The sequence below is a fragment of the Paenibacillus sp. FSL H8-0104 genome, assembly GCF_038050215.1.
GTDB classification, from domain to species: Bacteria; Bacillota; Bacilli; order Paenibacillales; family Paenibacillaceae; genus Paenibacillus; species Paenibacillus amylolyticus.
In genome coordinates, this window is sequence record NZ_JBBOTC010000001.1 from 3,019,306 (window position 1) to 3,038,669 (window position 19,364).

Here is a 19,364-nt window from a genome sequence, read left to right on the forward strand (position 1 = left end):
GATCAAGTGTTTACATTCATGCGCTTAATCGTTATAATCAAGAAAAAATGACACTTGTTAGGGGAGGCACCCCAACTTAGGACATCGTTCCTTTGTTGGGGTGCCTCCTTTTTTTTGTGTGCCAAAAAGGAGAGTAGACGTTGAAGAAATCAGGAAAACGTGTGAAGAAACAAGCGGAACAGTTAACCAAAGTGGTATTGGCATTTGCGTTATTATCACCTCAAGCCCTTTTGCTTGAATGGGGCGCAACGACGGTAATGGCTGAAACGGTTGAAACGATCGGGATTGTATCCGATACGGGCAGCATGAAGGCTGTACAATCATCCAAAGTGAAAGTAGAGATGAACAGTGATGGCAAATACAGAATTGTATTACTACCAAACACAAATGTATTTTACGGTGGTGATACAGGGAATGTATCTACGATTATCGACCATAATGGATCACCCGTGAACTTCAAAACATTGCCGCTTAATTATTACCGAATTAACAATAATGTGATTGAAATGTCCCGGCAAAAGGACAATGTCGAATATATTTTGCGTGTATCTATCGTTAATGCTACCTCACAAGGTGGATACATGAAGGTTGAACTGGAAGCCATCAACCGCAGTGGATCGGCACTGAATTTGGGTGGAACATTTTATTGGGATACGATGGTGAATGGCAATGATGCATCTCCGTTTGAAGTCATCGAGAATGGATGGCGCAATTACAGCGGCGGCGTTCAGGTCACGGCTTTTTATGCGAATACGTACAATGTTGTGAATGCAGATCGCATATACATGGGACAGTACAGCGGTCCGGACAATGCGCAGCTAACAGGGGGTTCTTCACCTTCGTCATTCACTACAGGGCAGACCGTTACGGCGAGTGATACAGCTGCGCAATTCTGGTGGAATGCCAAAGCAACAGCGAATCAGGCTTCACGCAAATTTTCAACGATCGTGGGAATCGGCCCTCAGAACGTTCCGCCTTCATTTACACTAACGGCTCCTTCTTCGGGGCAAACGTATTACAAAGGCGAGCAACTTCAGATCTCTGGTACAACGCGAGATACGGATGTAGGAGACCTATTGACCGTGAAATGGTCCATTGATGGTGGGTCTGAGAACATTTTGACCCAGATGACCGCGACGGGTTCAAATCAGTCTTTCAACACTAACTACACATTGCCTGACACCCTGCCAGATGGTACGCACACATTGCAAGTATGGGTCATGGATGACAAAGGTGGAGTGTCCTCAGCAGGAACCGTTAACTTTACGGTTAGAAGTTTTGTTGTGCCTGGAACGCCGACTTATACACTGGTTAACCCTAATAACTTGACGGTCAACTGGGATAAGAAGGCCAATGACGCCTCTGTTACATATGAGCTGAAGAATATGACCACGAATCAGATCGTGGATACAGGTGCGTCAAACAGTCGGCAGGTGACAGGGCTCACTCCGAATACCAGTTATTCTTTTGCTGTACGTGCCAAAAATTCAAGTGGTTCCTTCACGGGGTACTCCAGTCCATCCACCAAATATACATTGGCGAATCCACCCGCTGCTGCGGCTGTGACACAATCAGGCAACTCTGTTACAGCGAGTTGGAATAATAATAGCAATCCTGCGGGCACTCATTACAAAACGGAAATACGCAGTCCAGGTGGGCAAGTCCTCGCAACGGGAACAACAACTTCCACACGTACAGCGTTTGCCCTGACCGGACTCGCGGACGGAAAATATGAAGTATTTGTGGCGGCACTGAATGGTGAAGGGATACAGACCCCGTTTATATCCGCTGGAGAGATGATTAAAGACACGACGGGTCCAACTGCTCCTTCCGTTACAGTCACTCCATCCACATGGACCAAGGAAGATGTTCTGGTCACGGTTGAAGAAGGAAAGGATGCTTTAAGCGGAACTCAGAAGACTGAAGTTAAAGTCGGTCCGGCAGGAGAATGGCGTGAATATAGCGCTCCGTTTACCGTAAACAGTGAAGGCAACACAACTGTTATGGCACGCAGTATTGATGCGTTTGGTAATACGGGACAGGAAACAGCTGTGACAGCCAGAGTAGATCGGACGGCACCAACGCCACCTGTCATCTCGCTGAATCCGCCCGATTGGACAAAAGCGGCGGTAACCGTGACATTAACGGAGGGTACGGACGAAGCAAGTGGCATTGGTCTGACACAATATAAGCTGGGAAGTGAGGGAGAATGGATCGACTATAAGGCTCCTCTTACACTAAGTGAAGAAGGGATAACCGAGATTTACGCACGAAGTGTTGATCGGGCCGCCAATGTCAGTGCTTCCACTTCGGCAACAGCCAGAATCGACAAGACTGGGCCTGAGCAACCAACGATTACGTTAAATGAAGAGAATTGGACGAATCAGGATGTAACTTTTGCAATAAACAGTGGTGATGATGCGGGCAGTGGGCTTGCCAAGAGCCAATATCGACTTAACAAAGAAGGTCCCTGGATCGATTACACGGGCGAAGTGACGGTTACCGATGAGGGAGAAACGATCGTATATGCACGTTCACTTGACCGTGTAGGGAATATAAGCACGTCCGCTCAGGCTACAGTTCGAATCGACACGACAGCTCCAACCGAGCCGGTTATTCGTTTAAGTTCTTCTGGATGGAGTAAAGAGCATGTGCAATTCACCATTGCTGGAAGTGTGGATGAACAAGCAATTTCCTATGAATACAGCATGAACGATGCTCCTTATATTGCAGGCAATACGGGTACAGTAAGCACAAACGGCGGTACCACCATTCGAGCTAGAGCAAGGGATACCGTTGGCAATGTGAGCAAGGAAATCAGTCGAATCGCCTATGTGGATCAGATGGCTCCAACGATTACATTTGCACCGAACGGACATGCTTGGACGGATATAGATATATCCACTACCATTCAGTATGCCGATGACCACTCAGGCATTCAGGAACGGGAACGATTCTATCAAGTTACGAACAGTGCAGAATCACCGGAGCATTGGCTTGAAGCTCGCTCTGACCAGCATAAAATATCCATCGAATCGGAAGGTATATGGTACATCCATGCGAAAACCATGGACAGAGCAGGGAATACATATGAGACAACATCATCACCTTACCTTATTCAACGCAAGCCCCAGCAACCGACTCATGTGAAAACGACACAGATCGCTGAGACTTCAGCTGAACTTACAGTGGATTTGCCAACTGGGGAAAGGTATACCGATGGATATCAGTATGAGATAACGAATAAAACGACAGGACAGTCATGGACACTGGATTATCCTAACCACAGTATAATCGATAACTCCCTAAGCGGTGGTCAGGTCTATGAATATGAAGTTAGAGTGAGAAACCATACCGGAGTAAGTGATGCAGTAAGTGTTCAAGTATTAACTACCCCGGCAGCTCCCGGAACGTTGCACGTTAGAAAAGTAGATTCACAGCCCAATTTGGCTGAAATTCATTTTGATTCAGTACGAGGAGCAGATGCTTACCGCATCATCGCGACTACTTCGGACGGTGCCACCGTATTTGATCAGACGGTATCTGATCCTGGCAGCCTTCCCTATGTTAGCAACCTCTTTCCAGGAACCATTCATAACATTTCGGTAACGGCAATGAATGAAAGTGGAGCAGGTAGTAGCAGTAGAACCGGATTCCTCACACTGCCGGCAATGCCCGGAGAATTTATGGCCGTTCAAATTCAGGAGCATGATATTTCATTAGAATGGCAGACAGTGACTTCTGCAACGTATTATGGTCTTTCACGTGATGGAGCAGCCATATATGAAGGAGAGCAGACGGAGTATCTGGACTCGGGTCTGGATAGCGGAACGGAGTACAGCTATACGTTAATTGCCGGAAATGAGACAGGAACAGGACCGTTGGCAGGATTACCTTTGCTCAAGACTTTACCTGGGCAAGTGTCCGGCTTACAGGTATCCGATGCTTCCACAGCGAGCCTTCGTCTGAATTGGGAAGCAGTACGAGGAGCCGATCGTTATGAGTTATGGTTGAATGGAGAGATGTCGGGAACGGTTTCTGCCGGAACCCAAGAATGGGTCTATGCGGGACTGAGTTCAGGAACATCTTATCAACTGGATGTACAAGCAGTGAACGGAAGTGGACAGGGGATACGCAGTTCGGTATCAGGAACAACGTTACCAGAAAGCCCGTCGGGACTTCACGTTGTTCAAGTAACTGAACAGGGAGCAATCTTGAGCTGGGAGCCTGTAGCTGGGGCAACGAAATATCGGGTGGTCATCGATGGACAGAGCCATGAGATATCAGATACACAACTCGCAGTTCACCACCTGTCAAGCAGTCGTGAGTATACCTATGAAGTATTGGCGGGCAATGCTTCCGGGTACGGTGCATCCACCAGTAGTACAATTCTTACGCTACCTAGCAGGCCGGAAGGACTGAATGTCACATGGACGGGTGAAACAAGTATGGGACTTGCATGGCAAGCTGTAGATACGGCAAATCTCTATATTGTGAAAATCAATGGAACAGAAGTGGGCAGAACATCAGAACTTGCCTACACGGTTGAGGGATTGTTACCTGGTACAGAGTACGCTTTGGAAGTTCAGGCTGCGAATACTTCTGGTGCAGGTGAGACAGCGCAGCTCATCCGATTGTCCAAACCTGTGTCGCCTGCCGAAGTACTTGTTGATCCAGGAGTACATCAGGCAAAAGTTTCCTGGTCTGTCGTGGAAGGTGCCGCTGAATACGTGATTGAGCAGAATGGCAAGGAGATCTATAGAGGAATGGAGAATGAAGCAACGATTACAGGGCTCCAGGATGGGACGTGGCATCACTATCAACTATGGGCGTTCAACAGACAGGGAACTCGTTCTGAAGGGACGGATGTATCTCTGCTGACTTTGCCTGAGAAACCCGTTAAGGTTGCAGTATATGATGTGGCAAAAAACAGCCTGGGTCTGGATTTCAGTAACACTGGTGTCCAAGGGGCAGATCATTATGTCATTGAACGGGATGGAAGAGAGATCGCTCAGATGGATTTAAGTGAAACTCAATTTGTAGACAAGGATCTGTCGCCAGGAACGAAATACACTTATGTAATTCGGGCAGTCAATGCGAGTGGAACGAGTGGGCCGCTTACTTTCAGTGTAATGACTCAAACGTTGCCATTGATTGCAGAAAGTATCACAGTGAAAGCCGGAACACATGTGGTGGATCTGGCTTGGGATGTTGTTCAGGGAGCGGCTGCATATGAGATTCGAAATCGGGTAACGGGAGATGTACAGAGCGTGTCTGAACCGTCTGTACATCTCAATAGTATGCTGGATGGCACGGCGTATGAATTCGAACTTGTTGCGATTAATGAAGATGGGCATCGGTCAGAGTCTATTCAGATTCAAGTTTTAACGAAACCCATATCACCTCAGACGGCAGGCATAACACACATCACAGATAAGACTGCGGTATTGGACCTGACTGGAAGCTCAACACGGGGAGCAGAGCAATTCATCATTATGCGGGATGGTGTTGAAGTCGCTAAGGTTCCAGCAGATCAAGCTTCATTTGAAGATGATGGACTGACACCAGGCGAGCATTACACGTATACCATCAAAACATCCAATGCAACGGGAGAGAGTGATTCCGGTTTCGAAGTTCACTTGCGAACGTTGCCTGCTATCATTCATGAACCTTTACATGCAAGCAAGATTGGGGAAAAAGAGGGATTGATCTCTTGGCCAAAGGTACAAGGTGCGGAGGGATATACCATACGTATCGGAGATCAGATGTTCACCACGATTGAAGAAGGGGATATCACAGAGGTGAGATTAACTCATCTGGAGAGTGCAACCCGATATGATCAGATACAGATTATTCCTTATAATACGGCTGGTTCAGGAAGTCCAATGATCGTGACTCCTTTTTACACCTTGCCTCATGTGGATTCACTGGAAATGAAGATATACCCCGAGACAGATCACGCCAAACTGGAATGGGACTTCCCTTATGGGAACGAAACTTTCGTTATATTACTGGATGGTACAGAAGTATACCGAGGCAAAACAAAAGAGTTTATTGTTGATCAACTGGATGCAGGCAAACAGTACTCGATTGAAATCTACACAGAGAATGATCAGGGAGATGCATCGGAGAAGCTGGCGTATTCCGTTCTGACCAAACCAGTAGCTCCTGTCAAAGTAGAGTTTAATTCAGCGAAGGATCACATTCGTCTTCTATTGGAACAGAGCCGGGTCGAAGGTGCCGAGCAGTTTATCATTGAGCGTAACGGTGTAGAGATTGCTCGTGTTCTTGCAGACGAACTGTTCTATGACGACAAGGAACTCGAACCGGGCGTGAACTATATCTATACAGTGAAGGCCATGAATGCCTCCGGCAGTAGTGATGGTGGTTATTACCTTCATGCAATGACTTTGCCTGGTAGTGCTGCTTCATCTCCTGTAGTAGAGGGGCGTTCCATGTATGATGCAGACATTGTATGGGAACTGATTCCTGGTGCTGGGGGTTATCGAGTTTATCGAAACGAAGAGCTTGTGGGAACAACAACGGAGACATCCATACATGTGTCTGAATTAAACAGTGCCGAGCGTTATACTGACTTTGCAATCGTTCCATTTAATGAGGCAGGTGAGGGTGAGGCGCTCCAGGTTCCGGAATTCGAGACGTTGCCTTCCGAGGATCTGACAGTTGCAGCCGTAGCGCAAGGCACAAGTGCGATTAAGCTAACTTGGGAACTGGATTCAATAAATGAGGTGATTGTGATCACCCATAAAGATCGTGAGATCTACCGTGGCACGCAGCGCAGTCATGTATGGACAGGACTGAATGCCGAGCAACATTATGAGGTGGAAGTATGGACGGAGAATTCAGCAGGTGAAAAAAGTGAAAGAAAACGGGCAGCAGCCATGACTTTTCCGTATCCACCATCCTCCTGGAGCGGTGGCGGTGCAACCCCGAGTCCAAACGGTACATCGGAAGAAACCGATGAGGTGAGTTCACAACCAGAACCGTCTGAGCAGCCTGATGTACCTGTGAAAAAAATTATCAAATTTATTGATATCAGCCAAACATTTAATAAAGATCAGATCACCTGGCTGGCGGAACAAAATATCATTCAAGGTGTAAGTGAAACTCGCTTCGAGCCACGCCGTCCGATCACCCGTGCGGAGTTCACTGCATTAATCGTGCGTCTGATGGGTGTGGACACAACGGTTAATGAACAACATGGATTTCAGGATGTGAACGATGAGGATTGGTTTGCTCCTGAGATTAAGGCAGCCGTTCATCATGAGATGGTTCAAGGCATGGGGAACGGCAAATTCGCTCCACATGCGCTGGTGACACGGGAACAGGCATCCAAGATTATAGCAAATGTTGTTCGTAAAATCAGACCGGAACCGCTGACTTCCCCAAGAGCGTTTACCGACCAGACTGATGTATCTGATTGGGCCAAAGAAGAAGTGCAGGAACTTGCAGGTTTGTACATGATTACCGGATATGAAGACGGCAGCTTCCGTCCCATGCAGCACTTAAGCAGATCCGAAGCTGCAGCGCTGATCTTCCGCTTAAATAAGCTGATTCAAGTTATGGATGCGAACCGTACAGATCAAGTGGAGAAAGCGTCAGCGTTTGATCGTCATATCTAGATTAAATTGATTCTTACATGTGATACTGCAATCATCTGCAGTAACGACATTACCGCTTGATTGGTTTTTAATGCTATAATAGTTGCCAATATGATAAAAAAAGGGTAATGAACAATGGTGATGAATAATGAATAATAAATTTATCCGGATATATGAAGATATTGCAGATCGTATTCGGACCGGAGAGATAGAGGCAGGGACGCTGCTTCAATCGGAACTGGATCTATCGGAAAGTTATCAAACGTCTCGAGAGACTATTCGCAAAGCATTGAAAATGTTGTACGAAGAAGGTTATATTCAGAAGATTCAAGGCAAGGGCTCGATTGTACTGGATATACGCAAGATCGATTTTCCCATCTCAGGTCTGGTTAGCTTCAAGGAATTGGCCAAAAAAATGGGACATCGTGCTCAAACGTATGTGAAGGTTTTCGAGGAGCAACAGGTGGATCAGGCGTTGCACAAAAAAATTAACTTTGGCCTGAATGAACAGGTCTGGGAGATCAGACGTGTGCGCAAAGTGGATGGAGAGCATGTCATACTGGACAAAGATTATATTAGCCAGCGGCTTGTTCCTGGGCTCAGCAAAGAGATCTGTAATGATTCCATCTATCAGTACATTGAGCAAGAGCTGGGGCTTTCGATTTCGTTTGCCAAAAAAGAGATTTTGGTGGAAGAACCCACCGCAGAGGACAGGGAACTACTTGACCTTGAAGGTTTCCACAATGTAGTTGTGGTGAGGAGCCAGGTGTACCTGGAGGATGCCAGTCAATTTCAGTATACGGAGTCGAGGCACAGACCGGACAAGTTCAGATTTGTGGATTTTGCACGTCGCAGATAAGTTAATCAAGATCGATCAGAGAGTACCTTTCACTGCATTATTCAGTGGATAGGTGCTCTCTTTGGTTATGGGGGAATCCGAAGATCGTCCATCAAGAACAGCTTAATGTCAATGTTCTTCCTGCATGTCGGAGCGTATGATCACAATATATACGAGGCCGAGGAGTGAGGGAATTGAATCACGTGACAGCGAAATCAAATGTTCGCATATGGGAAGAAACCAGAGATATTCCAACCTATGGTACAGGTAAACCGGACAAAAATCCGATGTTTCTTGAAAAGAGAATCTACCAGGGGAGTTCGGGTAAGGTGTACCCGCATCCCGTGATCGACAGCATTGAAGATGAGGCCAAAATGAAGTCGTATCGATTAGTTATTCTCGAAAATGAATATGTACGTATCGAGATGATGCCCGAACTGGGTGGACGGATCTATCGTGCGCTGGATCGGACCAACAACTACGATTTTGTATATTATAACCGGGTGATTAAACCTGCGCTCGTGGGTCTGGCAGGGCCATGGATTTCCGGAGGAATTGAATTCAACTGGCCACAGCATCACCGGCCCAACACGTTTGGCCCAGTCGATTATACATTTGGCAGTAATCAAGATGGAAGCGCTACCGTGTGGGTGGGTGAGATTGACCGCATGTATGGTACCAAAATGACCGCTGGCTTCACATTGCATCCCGGCAAAGCCTATCTTGAAATCCATGCCGAGGTATACAATCGCACCAGCGCACCTCAAACTTTTCTATGGTGGGCCAATCCGGCTGTAGCTGTCAACGATCATACGCAATCTGTGTTTCCACCTGATGTAACGGCTGTGCTGGACCACGGAAAACGGGACGTATCCCGCTTTCCCATCGCAACCGGTACCTATTACAAGATGGACTATTCTGAAGGTGTGGATATCTCGCGATACAAAAACATACCGGTTCCAACATCCTATATGGCGTATAAGTCGGATTATAATTTTGTAGGGGGTTATGACCACGGGGTTCAGGCGGGTTTGTTGCATGTAGCCAATCATCATATTTCTCCGGGTAAGAAACAATGGACCTGGGGGAACGGGGAATTCGGGCAAGCTTGGGATCGTCAGTTAACGGACGAGGATGGACCTTATATTGAATTAATGACCGGGATCTATACCGATAATCAACCTGATTTTACGTGGTTACAGCCCTATGAAGCGAAATCATTCTCGCAGTATTTTATGCCGTATAAAGGAATTGGTATGGTCAAAAATGCAACGATTGATGCAGCGGTTAATCTGGAAATGGACGAAACGACCGGAATGGTAACCGTGATGGTATATGCGACGTCGGTTTTTGAACAAGTGACCGTTGAAGTGATAGGACCAACCATGGTATATCTCCACGAGAGATGTAATATCTCACCTACGGAACTATATAAATCTTCATTCCCGTGGAGCGGACAAGATGAATGGCATCAGGTGAAGTTAAGTGTTCGAACTGTGGAAGGAAAAGAACTTGTGGCCTATCAGCCTGAACGTACTGAGATCCAGGAAGTTCCAGATCCGGCCACACCACTCCCGCTACCATCCGAGATTCGTACGAATGAACAACTATATCTGGCGGGTCTTCATCTGGAACAATATCGGCATGCCACGTATGAACCGGAACCTTATTATCTGGAAGGTTTGAAGCGTGATGCAACGGATATTCGTCTAAACATAGCGTATGGCACATTGCTGCTGCGTAGAGGGCTGTTTCAAGATGCAGAGAAGCATTTCAGACAGGCAGTACAATCGCTGACATGGAAAAATACGAATCCATATGATAGTGAAGCTTTTTACCAACTCGGTCTAAGTTTGAAATTACAGGGGAAACAGGAAGAAGCCTACGCAGCCCTGTATAAAGCCGTATGGTCTGCACAGTATCAGGATACAGGTTATTACATGCTTGCTCAGATCGATACGGGGCAACATCGGTACATCGAAGCTTTGGATCATATCGAACGTTCGCTGATTCGTAACACCAGAAATTATAAGGCTCGCCATCTGAAGGTGGCTCTGTTACGTAGATTGGGTCAAAATAAACAGGCCATTCAATATGCGCGTGAGACATTGGAACTGGACCCGGTTGAATTTGGAGCTGCACATGAATTAGTCCTGATCTACAGCGGAGCAACTGCACCTTCAGAGAGAGAACAAGCGGGGCAAACACGTGAGCATTTCCATCGTCTGATGCGAGGAGACGTTTATAATTATCTGAATCTAGCCGCAGACTACGCGGATTGTGGATTGTGGGAAGAAGCACTGACGGTACTCTCTTATGTTGAATCCGAAATTGCACAGCCGTATCCTATGGTTGGTTATGTTCAGGCTTACTTGTATCATCAGCTGGGGGATGTGGAGCAGGCCCGAGAATGTAAAAAGCAGGGAAAAGCTGCTCCAACGGATTATTGTTTTCCTAATACGTCATTTGAATTCATGGTGCTTCAGGATGCATTGGCAGTGGATTCGAATGATGCGCGTGCTCACTATTACCTGGGAAATTGGTTATATGATCATAAACGCTACGAGGAAGCAATTACCCATTGGGAAACTTCACGCGAGGTGGATGCTGCATATTCGACTGTACATCGGAATCTGGGACTGGCTTATTATAACAAGCTGAATCGCCCCGATCTTGCACTGGCATCATTAGAGGAAGCTTTCCGGTTGGATTCACAGGATGCCCGAATCTTCTACGAGTTGGATCAATTGCACAAGAAGATAGGGTATTCCTGCGAGAATCGAGTCAAATTGCTGGAACAACATATGGAGTTGGTTCACCTCCGTGATGATCTTTATATCGAGTGGGTGACGTTATTGAATATGCAAGGTAGTCATCAAGAAGCATGGAATGCCCTTCAGACCCGGCGGTTTCATCCATGGGAGGGTGGAGAAGGCAAGGTAACAGGACAATATGTTACGGCACTGACGGAACTGGCGAAGCGAAAACTGGAGAAACAACAACCTGAACTAGCAATGGAATTGTTGAAGAAGGCTTTGGTTTACCCGGAGAACTTAGGTGAAGGTAAATTGGAGGGAGCCGGAGACAACCCAGTTTACTTTTATCTTGGCTGTGCCTACCAGCAACTGAAGAGTAATCAGTCGGCAGAGGAAAGTTTCCACAAAGCATCCATCGGTTTGAATGAACCGGCAAGCGCGATGTTTTATAATGATCAACCGCCGGAATCCATCTATTATCAGGGTCTGGCCTGGCAGAAACTTGGCAATGTGAAGGAAGCAAACCGACGCTTTAACAAACTCATAGACTATGCGGAAAGACATATGCATGATCACATCCGAATGGATTATTTTGCGGTATCTCTGCCCGATTTTCTAGTGTTTGACGACGATTTCAATCAGCGAAATGAAGAACATTGCAGGTATATGCGGGCATTGGGTCTTCTGGGGCTGGGGCGGACAAGTGAAGCCAAACTTGAGTTGGAGCGGATATTGGAGAAAAACCCGAATCATCAAGGGGCAATCATCCATCGATAATTGATAATCGTTTCAACACATCCCATTTATATCGAAGGAGTTATATAATCCATGAATGATACTATAGCAGGTAGCCAGATTCGTTTCATATTGGATGCGGAAGATAAAGAGATTCGTGCGGGTCGCATGACTGGCAGTGGCGGCAAAAGCCCACGAGGGGAATCGTATGATTTTACAAACTATTATATGACTCGTAATGCTAAACCCCATATTCCGGTGGTAGGTGAGTTTCATTTCTCCAGATTCGCTTACTTGCAGTGGGAAGAAGAATTACTGAAGATGAAGGCAGGCGGGGTGAGCATTGTCGCTTCCTATGTTTTCTGGAATTTTCACGAGGAGCAGGAAGGCGAATTTAATTGGTCAGGAAATCTGAATTTGCGGCACTTTGTGGATCTGTGTGGCAAACATGAGCTGCCTCTGATCGTACGAATTGGTCCATTCTGTCATGGGGAAGTGCGTAATGGTGGAATGCCGGATTGGTTATTCAGTTATCCATTCGAAGTCAGGTCGAACGATGAAGGATATCTGTATTACGCCAAGCGATTATACCGGGAGATTGCTCGTCAGCTCAACGGCTGCTTTTATCAGGAGGGTGGCCCTGTTATCGGGGTACAGTTGGAAAATGAGTATATGCACGCTGGCGCACCCATGGATGCCTGGGGGTATACCCGCGAAAAATACATTACCTCCGGCCGGGATGGACGAGAACATCTGAAGATGCTTCGCCATATTGCCGAAGAAGTCGGTATGAAGCCGATGTTCTATACTGCCACGGCCTGGGGCAATGCTGCGGTGCCTGAAGAAGGAACATTGCCTATGCTAGCGGGGTATGCGTACACACCATGGATTCCCAATCAGCCTCCAAGCCGGGAGTATTTATTCCGGGATCTGCATATGAATCCTGTGGAAGAAGTGGATTATGACAGTCTGGAGTACCCTGCTGCGTATTGCGAGCTTGCTGGAGGCATGCAGGTCAGTTATCACGCTCGTCCGGTTGTTGATGCGGACAGTGTCGAGGCGATGACCATTGTGAAACTTGCGAACGGCAGCAATCTGGTTGGGTATTATATGTATCACGGGGGGACCAATCCGATAGGCAAAAATTCATATATGAACGAGCAGGCATTGCCGAAAATGACGTATGATTACCAATCGCCACTCGGGGAATTTGGGCGTGTTGGTGAATCGTATGACCGCATTCGTACCTTGTCCATGTTCCTGGAAGGATACGGTGAGTTACTTGCACCAATGGGCTGTGTTGTACCGGATGGTCAACAATCTATAACCCCGGAGAACACGTTGGATCTGCGTTGGTCTGTTCGGCAACAAGATGGTTCTGGATTTCTGTTCATGAATAATTATCAGGATCATGTGGCGATGCCTGATCGTGATATCCAATTGGAGCTGCATACCAGCAAAGGGACTGCTTCTTATCCCAGAGAAGGAACGATGCGGCTGAAATCCGGCACGGCGGCCATTCTGCCTTTCCATATGAATCTGAATGGAATGAAGATCATTAGTGCTACCGTTCAGCCACTGACCCGATTTATGGTAAATCAGGAGCTTACGGCTGTCTTTTATGTCCATGATGGCATGGCGCCTGAGTATGTTATTGATACATCATCTGTTACAAATGTGGATATGCCTGAAGGTACAGTATCGGAGCAGGGGAATGAAGTTGTGATACATCCGATTGCCGGCAAGGACCATCATCTGCGAATCACAACATCGGACGGTATAATCATACGAATCATTACATTGACCCGTGAAGAGGCATTACATGCCTACCGTTTCCGTGTGGGCGGAGAAGAAAGGCTTGTAATTAGCAGCAGTCATCTGTATGTACAGAATGAGATGCTCCTATGTACATCTGTGGAGCAACCAGAGATGGAGGTATCCTTTTATCCGGCTCCAGAGCATGTTTCAGCTTCGAAATATGCTGTGTCATCCCAGTCGAAGCAGGGAATATTCGGTACGTATACATTCCAAGTTTCGCCTTACGAGCCTGCTGTAGAGGTTGATTATCCGAAAGAGTATGCAGCAACACTGAGATTGGACACAGCGTGGCCGGAACAAGTAGATGACGTGTGGATTGAGATTGATTATGAAGGAGACGTTGCAACAGCACATATTCATCATCAGATGTTAACGGATCATATTCACTATGGATGCAGCTGGATGCTTGGTTTGAAGCAATCCCGTCATTTGTTGGCTGATCACGCGCTTCGTCTGTCTATAACCCCAATTCGAAAAGGGACGACTGAGAGTTATGTGAATCAGGCTTATGTGGAGCGGTTTGAGGGCGTGGAGATTGGAAAGTTTAATGAAATTCGGGTGAGACCACAGTATCGGGTTGGTTTGATATTGGCGGGAGTTAGAGAAGACACTTAGTCTAAATCAGGAGTTAAACAAAATAACAGATTAACAAGATTTAAACAAGAGTTAACTTTCGTTAAGAATACAGAGGGTTCTTTCTCCGAACGATTGTGAGGGGAGAGAACCTTTTTTTGCTGTGTTATGTAAAAACAAATGTTTCCTAATCATGGTAAAAAGATCTTGACTGGTAAGCGTTTTCAATTTATTATAACTTCATAACCTTAACGATAAAGTTTATTTAAACTAAATAACATAACTTAAATAAAGTTAATTGTTATTTATTTAATAATAAAAAAACTTCTATGACCAACGATTTTAGTTAACTTCTTGCCTAGAGCAGGGTTAATTGAAATAAAAAAAACAAATACAGGAGGTTCCAAACGAATGGTTAATCTGAAAAAGTGTACAATCTTCACGATTATTGCTGCTCTCATGTTCATGGTATTAGGGAGTGCAACACCCAAAGCATCTGCTGCTACGGGTTTTTATGTAAGCGGTAACAAGTTGTATGATTCCACAGGCAAGGCTTTTGTCATGAGAGGTGTTAATCACGGACATTCCTGGTTCAAAAATGATTTGAATACCGCTATCCCTGCAATCGCCAAAACAGGTGCCAATACGGTACGCATTGTTCTTTCGAATGGTAGCCTGTACACCAAAGATGATCTGAACGCTGTTAAAAATATTATTAATGTGGTTAACCAAAATAAAATGATAGCTGTACTCGAGGTGCATGACGCCACAGGGAAAGATGACTATAATTCGTTGGATGCGGCAGTGAACTACTGGATTAGCATTAAGGAAGCTTTGTGATTGGCAAAGAAGATCGGGTCATCGTCAATATCGCCAATGAATGGTATGGAACGTGGAATGGAAGTGCGTGGGCTGATGGTTACAAAAAAGCCATTCCGAAACTCCGAAATGCGGGAATTAAAAATACGCTAATTGTGGATGCAGCCGGATGGGGACAGTTCCCTCAATCCATCGTGGATTATGGACAAAGTGTATTTGCAGCCGATTCTCAGAAAAATACGGTCTTCTCCATTCATATGTATGAGTATGCTGGCAAAGATGCTGCAACCGTCAAAGCCAATATGGAAAATGTGCTGAACAAAGGATTGGCTCTGATCATTGGTGAGTTCGGGGGATACCACACAAACGGTGATGTGGACGAGTATGCCATCATGAGATATGGTCAGGAAAAAGGGGTAGGCTGGCTTGCCTGGTCTTGGTACGGAAACAGCTCCGGTCTGAACTATCTGGACATGGCCACAGGTCCGAACGGAAGCTTAACGAGCTTTGGCAACACCGTAGTTAATGATACCTATGGTATTAAAAACACTTCTCAAAAAGCGGGGATTTTCTAATCCGCCGTTGAAACAGGAACACTCTGACGGTTACGTCAGGGTGTTTTTTTAATAAAATAGTTCAATCTATAATGACTTTTGAATATTTCCGTTTGGTTTTAAAATATTTTGTTTTCAAAATAAAACAAAGATGTTAAACTCGGATTAGGAATAAAACAAACATTATCGGAGGGAAACAAATGGTACAGAGTTTATGGAATGCATCGCAGGCATCTGAGAAAACAACAGGACTTGAGCAGTTGGTTTACCGATCCAATCTGATTGGGACTGATCGCAGTGTATGTAACATCTACGGTGGTAATACGTCTACCAAAACGACAGTGAAGGATTTTCGTGGTCGTGATGTAGAAGTAATGTATGTGAAGGGAAGCGGCTCTGATCTGGGTTCCATGGAAGCGAAACATTTTACCGGACTTGGGCTCGAAGACATTCGACCATTAATTGAACGTGAATCCATGTCGGATGAAGAGATGGTTGAATATCTGGGACATTGCATGATTGATGCCAAGCACCCGCGCGCCTCTATCGAGACTCTGCTGCATGCATTTCTTCCATATAAGCATGTGGATCATACGCACCCGGATGCGATTATCAGCCTGTGTTGTGCGCATAACGGCAAGGAATTGGCGAAAGAGATCTACGGTGATCGTTTTGTATGGGTACCTTACGTTCGTCCAGGGTTCACCTTATCTAAAATGATTGCTGAAAGCGTATTCTCGAATCCTAATGCCGAACTCGTACTGATGGAAAAACACGGACTTGTCACTTGGGGAGAAACATCCGAGGAATGTTACGCACAAACGATCAAGATTATCAACGAAGCAGAAGCATTCATCGAAGCACGGGTGGATGAAGGAAGTTTGTTTGGTGGTGTGAAACACCCGGCACTTGCAGCAGAGGTTCGTCGTCAGATCGTATCACGTGTAATGCCAACAATTCGTGGAGCGGTATCGGATAGCAAAAAAATGATTTTGTCCTTTGACGATCAAGAGGACGTACTTGCTTTTGTGGGGGGAGCAGATTCACCGGAATTGTCACAGGTAGGTGCAGCTTGCCCGGATCATCTGGTACATACCAAAGTGGTACCTCTGTTCATTGATTGGACACCGGATGCGGAAGATATCGAAGGCTTAAAAGCCAAGCTGGTAGAAGGTGTCGCGGCCTACAAAGAGCAATATCAGCAGTATTTTGAGAGCAACAAAAACGAAGGTGACGTCATGTTCGAAGCCGCACCACGCGTTATCCTCATTCCAGGTGTGGGCATGATCAATACAGGCAAGAGCTGGGCGCTTTCCCAAGTAAGCGGAGCGTTGTATCACAGAGCCATTGCCGTTATGCGTGGAGCTACTAGCCTGGGTCAATTCGTATCACTCAGTGCAAATGAATCTTACAATGTGGAGTACTGGCCGCTGGAATTGTACAAATTGTCTTTGGCTCCAGCAGAAACCGAGTTCTCCCGTAAAGTGGCGTTTATTACAGGCGGCGCAGGCGGGATCGGAAGTGAAACAGCACGCAGATTGGTATCTGAAGGCGCACATGTGGTGCTTGCTGATCTCAACCTGGAGGGCGCACAGAAAGTAGCACAGGAAATCAATGATCAGTACGGTGCGAATCGTGCTTATGCGCTGAAAATGGACGTCACCGATGAGGAAGCCGTTCAATCTGCTTATGCTGATGTTGCGGTGCAGTATGGCGGAGTGGATATCATCGTGAACAATGCCGGATTGGCGACATCCAGCCCATTTGACGAAACGTCCCTGAAAGAATGGAACCTGAATATGAATGTTCTGGGTACAGGGTATTTCCTCGTGGCTCGTGAAGCGTTCAAGCTGATGAAACAGCAGGGTATTGGGGGAAGCATGGTATTTATCGGGTCCAAGAACTCGGTGTATGCAGGTAAGAGTGCTTCTGCTTACAGTTCAGCGAAAGCGCTGGAAGCGCATCTGGCACGTTGTATTGCAGCAGAAGGTGGAGAGTATGGCATTCGTGTCAACACGATTCTTCCAGATGCCATTCTACAGGGTTCAGCGATCTGGAACGGTTCCTGGAGAAACGAACGTGCAGCGGCATATGGAATTGAACCGGATCAATTGGAAGAGTATTATCGCAAACGGACGACATTGCTCGTGAATATCTATCCAAGAGATATTGCGGAAGGAATCGCATTCTTTGCTTCTTCGAAATCCGAAAAAACAACCGGTTGTATGATGACCATTGATGGCGGAGTACCGGCAGCATTTACACGTTAAAATAGGGGGTTCTTGCGGATGGATAACCAAGTCAAGCAAGCGTATGAAGCAGCCAAGGCATTGTATGCCCAGCACGGAATTGATACGGACGAGGTACTGAACAAACTCGCGGAGATCAAAGTTTCCGTACACTGCTGGCAAGGCGACGATGTCAAAGGATTTCTGAATAAAGATGGGGAGTTAACAGGTGGTATTTCCGTTACAGGTCAATATCCGGGGGCTGCGACCACACCTGTAGAGCTTCGTAACGATCTGGAGCAAGCTTTTGCTCTGATTCCCGGCAAACATAAGGTCAATCTACACGCGATCTACACGGATACAGACGAGCAGGTTGAACTGGATCAGATTGAGCCAAAGCATTATGAGAACTGGGTAAAATGGGCTAAAGAACAAGGACTCGGTCTGGACTTCAACCCAACATGTTTTTCCCATGAAAAATCAAGTGACGGGTTCACGCTCAGTCATCCAGACCCTGAAATTCGCAAGTTCTGGATTGATCACTGCAAGGCATCCCGCCGGATTGGTGCTTATTTCGGGGAACAGCTTGGTCAGACTTGTGTAACCAATGTATGGGTACCGGACGGATTCAAGGATAATCCGGTTGATCGGTTGACACCACGCAAACGTCTCAAAGAATCGCTGGATGAAGTATTCGGCGAACCACTTAACCCGGAGCACAACCTGGACGCGGTAGAGAGTAAGCTGTTTGGTCTGGGTTCGGAAGCATATGTGGTGGGTTCTCATGAATTCTATATGGGTTACGGTTTGCAAAATGATACGTTAATCTGCCTGGATGCGGGTCATTTCCATCCAACAGAGGTTATTTCCAATAAACTGTCGTCCTTGTCTTTGTTTACAAGTGGCATTCTGCTTCACGTAAGCCGCCCGATGCGTTGGGATAGTGACCATGTGGTAATTATGGACGATGAGTTGCTGGAAATTGCTCGTGAACTGGTTCGACATGATCTGCTTGCGACCACACATATTGGATTGGATTTCTTTGATGCAAGCATTAACCGTGTAGCTGCATGGGTTGTGGGGACTCGCAACACGATCAAAGCCCTTCTCCGAGCGATGCTCGAACCAGTGGATGCCTTGAAACAAGCCGAATTGGAAGGGGATTACACGTTGCGTCTTGCCTTAACGGAAGAGTTCAAATCCTATCCGTTTGGCGCGATCTGGGACTACTATTGTGCTCAGCAAGGCGTACCAGTTCGTGAAAAGTGGATCACTGATATCAAAACCTATGAACAAGACGTATTACTACAGCGTGATAAATCATTGGTGTAACCGCATTTATTTTTCGTATAAACCACTATGGAATGAAAATTCCATGGTGGTTTTTTTGGCATAATCACGCTGAAATGCATAACTGAGGC

At 46.3% G+C, this 19,364-nt stretch carries 6 protein-coding genes and 1 pseudogene; all 7 read left to right on the forward strand.

What is annotated here, in order from left to right; all coding sequences use genetic code 11:
• The first annotated feature begins 140 nt into the window (after positions 1-140).
• The 7 genes and pseudogenes from NST38_RS13685 (at position 141) to rhaA (ending at position 19,275) form a co-directional block, all read left to right on the forward strand.
• The gene (locus NST38_RS13685; RefSeq protein WP_341343988.1) at positions 141-7,643 is read left to right on the forward strand and encodes a fibronectin type III domain-containing protein; all 7,503 of its coding nucleotides are present in this window, start codon (positions 141-143) and stop codon (positions 7,641-7,643) included.
• A 127-nt stretch (positions 7,644-7,770) separates the two neighbouring features.
• Positions 7,771-8,481, forward strand: a complete 711-nt coding sequence (treR, locus tag NST38_RS13690) for a trehalose operon repressor (RefSeq protein ID WP_076249494.1) — start codon at positions 7,771-7,773, stop codon at positions 8,479-8,481.
• 173 nt (positions 8,482-8,654) lie between these two features.
• Complete coding sequence (locus NST38_RS13695; protein ID WP_076249493.1) at positions 8,655-11,993, forward strand: DUF5107 domain-containing protein; 3,339 nt, start codon at positions 8,655-8,657, stop codon at positions 11,991-11,993.
• 51 nt (positions 11,994-12,044) lie between these two features.
• Positions 12,045-14,384 (forward strand): beta-galactosidase, encoded by a 2,340-nt coding sequence (locus NST38_RS13700; protein WP_101313983.1) that lies wholly within the window; start codon positions 12,045-12,047, stop codon positions 14,382-14,384.
• Positions 14,385-14,801: 417 nt separating this feature from the next.
• Positions 14,802-15,736: pseudogene (locus tag NST38_RS13705) on the forward strand (glycoside hydrolase family 5 protein).
• A 179-nt stretch (positions 15,737-15,915) separates the two neighbouring features.
• Complete coding sequence (locus NST38_RS13710) at positions 15,916-17,985, forward strand: bifunctional aldolase/short-chain dehydrogenase (protein WP_076249491.1); 2,070 nt, start codon at positions 15,916-15,918, stop codon at positions 17,983-17,985.
• A gap of 18 nt (positions 17,986-18,003) precedes the next feature.
• Entirely contained in the window at positions 18,004-19,275 is a 1,272-nt protein-coding gene (rhaA, locus tag NST38_RS13715; RefSeq protein WP_074094867.1) for an L-rhamnose isomerase, read from the forward strand.
• The last annotated feature ends 89 nt before the right edge of the window (positions 19,276-19,364 follow it).